This window comes from Sinobaca sp. H24 (genome assembly GCF_023845525.1).
In genome coordinates this window covers 1-7,569 of sequence record NZ_JALBWT010000072.1, presented here as the reverse complement: position 1 = coordinate 7,569, position 7,569 = coordinate 1, and the positions used below count along the sequence as shown (strand labels likewise).

Sequence of the window (7,569 nt, the reverse complement as noted above, 5' to 3'; positions counted from 1 at the left end):
GACCAACTGGCTTACTACTCGCAGCAGGGCACCGCTTTACTGCTGAATATCTTCAGATGGGCGTTATTAATTATTATTATTTCCAGTGTACTGTCGTTTCTTTACTACTTTTGCTACTTCTATGCGCTTTCCTCTGCGCCATGTTATCCCCGGGGCACTCGTGGCCACTATCCTATGGCAGCTTGTCAGCATCGGCTTCTCTGTCTACATTACGAATTTCAACAATTTTCAGCTACCTACGGCAGTCTGGGCGGTATCATTGTGCTTATGCTCTGGCTTTACTTAACCGGATTTATTTTCATTATAGGCGGGGAAGTGAACGCCATTTTGTACCGGCCACAGTAAGCTTTTCCGCTCTGAGCGTTCTTTTTCCTAAAAGCTTTCTTCAGCTATTCGTTTTTTTATATCCTCCCGTGGATCCCAACAGTTGAACTGGTAATGCGGTTTTGTTTCAAATCCGAGACGAATGCAGCTTTTTACCGAAGGCTGTCCGGGCTCTTTTTCTATATGAAACCACCTGCACGTAGCACAGCAGTGATATTTTTGTTCAGGGTTCATAGGCATTCTCCTTTTTCATGTTGTAAAACCCCCGTGTTCCTTTTGAACGCGGGGTTTCAACCATTTATAGTTTTTTCTTGCAGAAGCAGATATTTCATCTTCTGAAATATCAACGTCTACTTCATAGGGCACATCTTCTGCTACCTGCTTTATATTCTTATCGTTATCATTTTCCAGAGCTGTTACTGTAGATGCTCCTGCTGCACTTGCTGCGCCGATTACGACAGCCAGTCCAGAGCCGATATTGATTTAAGCATGTTTTCTCTCCTATCCTAGCCTTTTCTTTTATGCTTTTACAATACCACATATTTTCAGGAGAAGAAGAGCTTACTTCTAAAAATACTATTACGTTTTCATTTCTGGATCATTCTTCTATAATATTAATTTTTTCCGCTGCCTGTTTTGAGCGCTGTTTTGCCTCTTCTACCTCTGCTCCCAGGCTGATCGCCACAGCCATGCGCCGGCCCGGTTTTGTTTCAGGTTTTCCAAAAATGCGCAGTTCGGTTTCCGGAATGAGAAGCGCATCCTGTGCTCCTTCAATATGATAGTTTTTGGATTCTTTTTCGGCTTTTACTGCATAAGAGGCTCCCGCACGGTGAAAGATAATATCTTCTACCGGAAGACCCAGCACGGCACGAACGTGAAGCGCAAATTCTGATAAATGCTGGGTAGCAAGCGTAACCATGCCTGTATCATGGGGCCGGGGCGATACTTCACTAAAATATACATTATCTTTTGTCAGGAAGAGCTCTACCCCAAACAAGCCATACCCTCCTAAAGCAGCCGTCACTTCTGCTGCTATTTTTTTTGCCTGTTCGAGCTGAGCAGCCGGCATTGGATGGGGCTGCCAGGATTGAATATAATCTCCATCTTTCTGTTCATGGCCAATTGGTTCGCAGTAGGAAGTGCCGGAAATAGACTGTACCGTCAATAAAGTAATCTCCGACTCAAAGGGAATAAATGATTCCACAATCACTCGGTTTTTCTTTCCTCTTCCACTGCCTACTGCTTCCTGCCAGGACGTTTCTATATCTGCTTCAGAGCGGCATACGGTCTGCCCCTTTCCTGAAGAACTCATCACCGGCTTAATTACACACGGAGTACCGATTTCTTTTACTGCTGAAGCAAGTTCTTCTATGTTATCTGCAAATTGATAGGAAGCCGTCGGTATTTTAAGCTCCTCACTAGCAAGGCGGCGGATACCTTCACGATCCATCGTCAAATGGGCGGCTCTTGCCGTCGGAATGACGCGGAACCCTTCTTCTTCAAGTTCTATCAATGCTTCTGTTGCTAACGCCTCAATCTCAGGAACAATATAGTCCGGCTTTTCCCAGCGGACAATTTCCTTCAGCTTGTCTGCTTGCAGCATATCAATCACATAAGAGCGATGTGCCGTCTGCATGGCTGGAGCTCCGTCATATCTGTCTACAGCAATCGTTTCTACACCTAAACGCTGCGCCTCCATAATCACTTCTTTTCCAAGCTCACCGGATCCTAAAATCATTAATTTTATTCCTTTTTGTTGTAAAGGGGCACCTATATTCATTTATTTCCTCCCAGAAATCGTAGTCCTTTTTATCTTACAATCTCTCTTCCTCTTTTTTCAACCTAAATACGAACAAAAATATAAAAATATATATTAATATTCGTTTTTAATGATTTTGCCTGTCTTTTACTCATGGAAATAAAAGCTGCCTGCAATGAAGTAAAAGACTCATTGCAGGCAGCTTTATTTAACAATTATTTGTCTCTATTTTCAGGCTTAATGTTTTCTTCGCCTTCAATACGCGCTTCCTCACGCTTTACTTTTTCAGTCGTTTCTTCAGTTTCCTGATATTTTCTTTTACCTACAACGACTTCGTCTGTTACGACCGGGGTTTTTTTGATTTCAATTTGTTCTTCTACTACAGGTACACGAATTTCTTCAGATCCCTCCGAAAACTCTCCGATTTTTGTTCCTGTAACATCCTGATCTTCTTCCGAAACTGCACGTCTTTCAATATATACTTCTTCACGCTGAACTGGTACTTTTATCGTTTTTTCTACTTCTACTACTTCTTTCTGACTTCTACTTCGCCTTTTCTACTTTTTCTTTGCTTACATCAAGTTTTTCTTCGTGCAGGCGGAGGGCCTGCTGTTCTTCTGTTTCTGCATCTGCTTCCCGTTTAGTCGAGGTACTTTCTTTTTCCGGTGGCTGGACTATCGGCTGAAGCTTTGCTTTCGGACGAAAACCGCTCTTAAAGAAGGGGCTCTTTTTTCCGCTGCGTTGCACCTCTTTTCTTCCGCAGAAGAGGCAGTAGCCGTATGTTCTGTATAACTTCTCGGACGTGATGCTGTGCCTTCGTGAGCCACGACAATAATGTTGCCTCTTTGATATCTGCGTCATATTTGTCAGCTTCTTCTTTTGTCAGCCCAAGACGGATTAACGTTACATCTGACTGATCTCTCTGCTGCTCAGGAGAGAGGCTTCTTTTAAGTTTTCTACAACTCCTCTGCTGCTGCTTTCGTTTGTATGTTCTAAATGGATGTGCGTTCCCGTTTCTTTTGAAAGATAGGCCGCGCTGTCCTTATTGTTCAGCACAATAGAAATATCATTCGCTTCGAGACCTTGCTCTCTGAGCCCCGCTACCGCTCCAATCGCCTGTTGTTCATTTTGGTAAGATCCAATACTCTTGTTTCCATCTTATAAAACCTCCATTTAATGTAGGTACCTGTTTATTCCTTTTCATACATTACGTTATGCTTCACGTTCCCCTCCTCGCTTTTTGAAACTGCTTTACCCTGCATATTAATAAACTCGAGACAAAAGACTACGGCATTTGGAAACAATCTCTATCCAACGGCCCAGACCGCCATAAAAAAGATTCCCCCTGCTGTAGGAGAATCTGCACAGCTTTTATTCTTCTGTTATTTCCCATGTATAGTTAAATCAACGCATCCATTTAATGTCTGGGCTACCGGGCAGCCTTTATCAAATACACGGAGTGCTCTTTCCGCCGGCTCTTTTTTACCTGCAGGAATGCTCAGCTCAAAGTGAACATCAATTTTTGTTATTTTCAGGACACCTTCTGGAGCTTCAATTGTTCCTTTAGCGACAGCTTTTAATTTATTTGGATAAGGCGGTATGCCGCGCGCATCCAGCGCGCCGGATAATGTTCCGGTTAGTCAGCCGCCCGCTGAAGCAACAATATGATCCAAAGTAGAGGGATATTCGGTTTCGGGTGAAACACCGTAGAATTCCTTTACTCCGCCGTGGACTCCGTAGTTGAAAGGCTCTTCAAATCCATTAATGTAAGCCATGCGGTGGGGCGGTTCATGCTGTTCAATAGTAATGGTGTTAATTCAATTGGTTTACTCATTCATCACCCTCCTGAATAGTATTTATAATTCTCCATTCCCATTTTATAATCTTTTAAGCATACTCTCTTTTCTAACATTAAACTATTTATACTTTTAATCGAACAAACTTCTAATTAATGTCAGGATCAGGAAAAGAGGTGGCCGCTGTGGAGAACCGGATCATCTTCTTAATCGATATGCAGTCTTTTTATGCCAACCTGGAAAAAACTGGCCCACCCTCTATTAACAGACGAGCCTGTTGTTGTAGCGGAGACCCTCTATTAGAAGCGGTGTTATTTTAGCCGCATGCCCAACGGCAAAATCGTATGGAATTCAAACTGCCGAACCAATCTGGCAGGCGCAGAATAAATGCCCGCATGTACATATACTTAAGCCTCACATGCAGTTTTATGTAAATGTGTCTGTTACTATATCCAGTTTTCTGGAACAATACAGCGCAGCAGTAGAACCCTACAGCATTGATGAGGTTTTTCTGGAACTTCCCGCCATGAAGCAGGGGAAGGCAGAACAGCTGGCCCAGCATATCAAACAGCGCATGCTCCGGAAATCGGCGTTCAGGCCCGTATCGGTATCGCACGACAAAAGTGTATGCAAAAATGGCCTGCGATCATTTCGCTAAAGAAAGCAGAACGGGAACGGCTGTCCTCAATGATGCTAATGTCGCCGAGCTGCTTGGCCCCTTCCTATAGGCAGGCTTTTCAGCGTGGGAACCGGATGGAGACCCATCTTCTTAATATGGGAATCCGGACCATCGGCCAGCTTGCCCGGCACCCGCTTTATGACTTGAAGAAAGATGGGGTATTAACGGAGAGCTTCTCTGGCAGACAGCCGGGGTATGACACTTCCCCTGTTTCTCCTTCTACTCATCAAAAGCGAAAATCCATCGGCCATCATATGACTCTGCCGCGTGATTATTATCACTGGTCGGAAATAAAAGTAGTACTGCGGGAACTGAGCGAAGAGGTAAGCAGAAGGAGCCGGCAGCATACCTCTCTCGGCCAGGTCGTCAGTACAGGAGCAGTCGGGCAGGAATATGGATTTAAGCGTTCCTTCCATCGTCAGCAGCGTCTCTTTGAACCAACAAACAGCGGTAAAGTTATTTTCGAAACCGCCTCTGCTTTATTTAAAGAGTACTGGGATGGTACCCCGATTCGAAGCCTGGGAATTTCTTTAAGTTCCCTTCAGCCGGCTTATTATAAACAATTAAGTTTATTTGACACCAATGAGGATCTGGAATCTCTTTATCACACCATTGACCTGCTTAAAGATAAATATGGAATGGACGCCGTGCTTCATGCTTCTTCTCTTTCTCCTGCAGGACAGGCGATGATAAGGGCTAAGAAAATCGGCGGTCATTACAAATAATTTTGTTTCTTCTATTATAAATGGTGGTATAAGTAAACATTGGTTATTTGAGGAGGGATAGGATTGAATAAGCTGAGCCGTTTGTTTTTCAAAGCTTCAAGAACAATGGAGATGCCCAGGCCGTTCGTAACGGCACTATCGAAAAGACTCGCCCGTCGTGTCCTCGGAAGACAAGCCGGGAAATTGATTCGAAAAATTATCCGATGACATGCTTTCCCTCTTCATTTTATACTGAACGTTTCAATCGGTTTAAAAGAACCATCTATCTCCAAAAAAAAAGCCAGGCATCTGCCTGGCTTTGGTTTATTTGTTACGACTCGTGTACACCCAAAGCAATTTTTGCATAGCGTGACATCATACTCTTATCCCACTGCGGGCTCCATACAATATCTACTTCAACTTCTTTAATTTCACCAAACTCCTGCAGCTCCTCTAATGAGTTTTTATATCGCTCACTATGGTTGCTGCAAGCGGGCATCCCATCGCAGTAAGCGTCATGGTAATCTTAACGTTATCTGCATCATCAATATCTACGTTGTATATTAAGCCCAGATTGACTATATCAATATCAAGTTCAGGGTCAATAACGTTTTCGAGCTCCGCATACACGCGGTCAATCATTTCTTGTTTTTCATCCGTCATGTTATCTACCTCCTGTTCTTTCTATGAAAAGTATAACAAAATCCGGACAAATAGAACAAATTCCTGATTTTAACAGCGGATAACTGTTCAATACCTGCTTATTTATAGTATACTTCATCATGTACTTTGCAAGCGTACATTTGTATTTCATAGATCTTATTCGTTAATGAAAGGAGAACAAACCAGCATGCTGCTATGGATTACTGCTATTATCCTTGGCCTGGCGGCCGCTTACATGTTATCAACACGATGGATTCCCGCCGGCGGGGCATCATGCACCGATCTTCCGGAAAAGGCTCTTCTTTCAGAGGATACATCAGTATTGGACATTCGTGAATACCTGGACGTTGATCATAATCCGTTACCTGGAGCACAGGTTCTTCCCTATCCTTATTTAAAAAGGTATCTGCACACTATTGAAAAGCAGCATGTTTTTCTAATAGCCCCGGACAAGGTATCGAAAAACTTAGCTATCGAATGCTGCGCAGAAATAATATACAGGTGGCACACTATACCATTGTAGAGCGCAGTTCGCATGGAGGACAGCCATTAAAAGCTCCATGTAATTAATGTCACCTATATTTTTCCAATAGAAAGCAGCTACTTATTCAGTTGTTTTCTTTTTTCATGTGTAAATGAATAGCTGTTCATTATTCTCTACCTTTCTTTTAGTTATTCTAGTATACTTGCATTAATTCGACCTAAAGGAGGCCGCACGATATGAAGAGAGAGGATCTGCTTGCGCCGGCTCAGTACAACATAGTTGATGAACTGGACGCTTATAGAAATGACGATCAAAAAACCGCCGTTCGGTGGATGAATGAAAAAAAAGAACGCCGTGACGTGTCTTACAAAACTCTTTTGGAAAAAACCAGCCAGTTTGCCGGTGTGCTGCTCGATATGGGCATAACAAAAGGAGACAAAATTCTTATTATTGTTCCGCGACTGCCGGAAGCATATATGATATACCTTGCCTGCCTGAAAATTGGAGCTGTGGCCATTCCAAGCTCTGAAATGCTGCGCTCCAAAGACCTGGTATACAGGCTTCAGCATTCAGAAGCAGTTGGAATTATCGCACACCACCACTCTACTGAAGAAGTCGATGCTATTACAGAAGACCTCCCTCATCTGCAGTTTAAGCTGACACTCGGGGGTGCTGTAGATGGCTGGCAGCATGCTGATGTTCTTGCTGAAACAAAAGACAAAGAGCTGGCTACCGCTGATACTAAAAGCAGCGATGTTGCTTTTTTGTCCTACACTTCCGGAACTACAGGCAATCCTAAAGGCGTTATTCACACCCATGCCTGGGCCTACGCCCATGTCAGAACCGCAGCTACGGAATGGCTCGGGGTAAGGGAAAATGATATCGTCTGGGCTACGGCCGCTCCCGGATGGCAGAAGTGGGTGTGGAGTCCATTTCTTTCCACCGTTATGCTTGGAGCCACTGCGTTTGTATATCATGGTGGATTTAAGCCGGATACTTATTTACAGCTGCTTCAGGATGAGAATATTAATGTTCTCTGCTGCACGCCTACCGAGTACCGCTTAATGGCGAAAGTCGACAATCTGGACTCTTACAGTCTTCCTCATCTCCGCAGCACCGTATCGGCCGGGGAACCATTGAACCGTCCGGTAATTGAGGCA

General features: G+C 43.8%; 10 protein-coding genes and 2 pseudogenes. 6 read left to right on the top strand and 6 right to left on the bottom strand.

Annotated elements, in window-relative coordinates:
• Nucleotides 1-345 (top strand): YhjD/YihY/BrkB family envelope integrity protein (locus MMY81_RS36145; RefSeq protein ID WP_374563418.1); only part of this gene is annotated, 345 nt, incomplete at its 5' end.
• A 577-nt stretch (nt 346-922) separates the two neighbouring features.
• Here MMY81_RS36145 and purT read toward each other — a convergent pair.
• From purT to MMY81_RS36135, 5 genes and pseudogenes are all read right to left on the bottom strand, one after another.
• On the bottom strand, nt 923-2,104 hold the full coding sequence (gene purT, locus MMY81_RS32605) for a formate-dependent phosphoribosylglycinamide formyltransferase (protein WP_252316082.1): 1,182 nt from the start codon (nt 2,102-2,104) through the stop codon (nt 923-925).
• Nucleotides 2,105-2,298: 194 nt separating this feature from the next.
• Nucleotides 2,299-2,592: a YsnF/AvaK domain-containing protein gene (locus MMY81_RS36140; RefSeq protein WP_483882510.1), complete on the bottom strand. Its 294-nt coding sequence runs from the start codon at nt 2,590-2,592 to the stop codon at nt 2,299-2,301.
• A 34-nt stretch (nt 2,593-2,626) separates the two neighbouring features.
• Nucleotides 2,627-2,830 carry a hypothetical protein gene (locus MMY81_RS32600; protein WP_252316081.1) on the bottom strand — a complete coding sequence of 68 codons (204 nt, stop codon included), beginning with the start codon at nt 2,828-2,830 and terminating at the stop codon, nt 2,627-2,629.
• A 156-nt stretch (nt 2,831-2,986) separates the two neighbouring features.
• Nucleotides 2,987-3,226 (bottom strand): general stress protein, encoded by a 240-nt coding sequence (locus tag MMY81_RS32595; RefSeq protein ID WP_308215561.1) that lies wholly within the window; start codon nt 3,224-3,226, stop codon nt 2,987-2,989.
• 239 nt (nt 3,227-3,465) lie between these two features.
• Nucleotides 3,466-3,702, bottom strand: a pseudogene (locus MMY81_RS36135) (OsmC family protein); the annotation flags it as partial.
• Nucleotides 3,703-4,177: 475 nt separating this feature from the next.
• On the opposite strand from MMY81_RS36135, the gene MMY81_RS36405 reads away from it, so the two are divergent.
• The 3 genes from MMY81_RS36405 (at nt 4,178) to MMY81_RS32585 (ending at nt 5,490) form a co-directional block, all read left to right on the top strand.
• Nucleotides 4,178-4,537, top strand: a complete 360-nt coding sequence (locus MMY81_RS36405; RefSeq protein WP_308215560.1) for a Y-family DNA polymerase — start codon at nt 4,178-4,180, stop codon at nt 4,535-4,537.
• A gap of 95 nt (nt 4,538-4,632) precedes the next feature.
• Complete coding sequence (locus tag MMY81_RS36400; protein ID WP_308215559.1) at nt 4,633-5,283, top strand: DinB/UmuC family translesion DNA polymerase; 651 nt, start codon at nt 4,633-4,635, stop codon at nt 5,281-5,283.
• 63 nt (nt 5,284-5,346) lie between these two features.
• The gene (locus tag MMY81_RS32585; protein ID WP_252316080.1) at nt 5,347-5,490 is read left to right on the top strand and encodes a hypothetical protein; all 144 of its coding nucleotides are present in this window, start codon (nt 5,347-5,349) and stop codon (nt 5,488-5,490) included.
• Nucleotides 5,491-5,593: 103 nt separating this feature from the next.
• Here the strand turns inward: MMY81_RS32585 and MMY81_RS32580 are convergent.
• A pseudogene (locus MMY81_RS32580) lies at nt 5,594-5,925 on the bottom strand (metal-sulfur cluster assembly factor).
• Nucleotides 5,926-6,112: 187 nt separating this feature from the next.
• Here MMY81_RS32580 and MMY81_RS32575 point away from each other — a divergent pair.
• Together MMY81_RS32575 and MMY81_RS32570 are read left to right on the top strand one after the other, a co-directional pair.
• Nucleotides 6,113-6,448 carry a hypothetical protein gene (locus MMY81_RS32575; protein WP_252316079.1) on the top strand — a complete coding sequence of 112 codons (336 nt, stop codon included), beginning with the start codon at nt 6,113-6,115 and terminating at the stop codon, nt 6,446-6,448.
• A gap of 197 nt (nt 6,449-6,645) precedes the next feature.
• The coding region (locus tag MMY81_RS32570; RefSeq protein WP_252316078.1) for an acetate--CoA ligase at nt 6,646-7,569 on the top strand (924 nt) is incomplete at its 3' end.

Coding starts and splice junctions, on each gene's coding strand:
- purT (WP_252316082.1), bottom strand. CDS start 2,104: ATGAATATAGGTGCCCCTTTACAACAAAAAGGAATAAAATTAATGATT.
- MMY81_RS32575 (WP_252316079.1), top strand. CDS start 6,113: ATGCTGCTATGGATTACTGCTATTATCCTTGGCCTGGCGGCCGCTTAC.
- MMY81_RS36400 (WP_308215559.1), top strand. CDS start 4,633: ATGGAGACCCATCTTCTTAATATGGGAATCCGGACCATCGGCCAGCTT.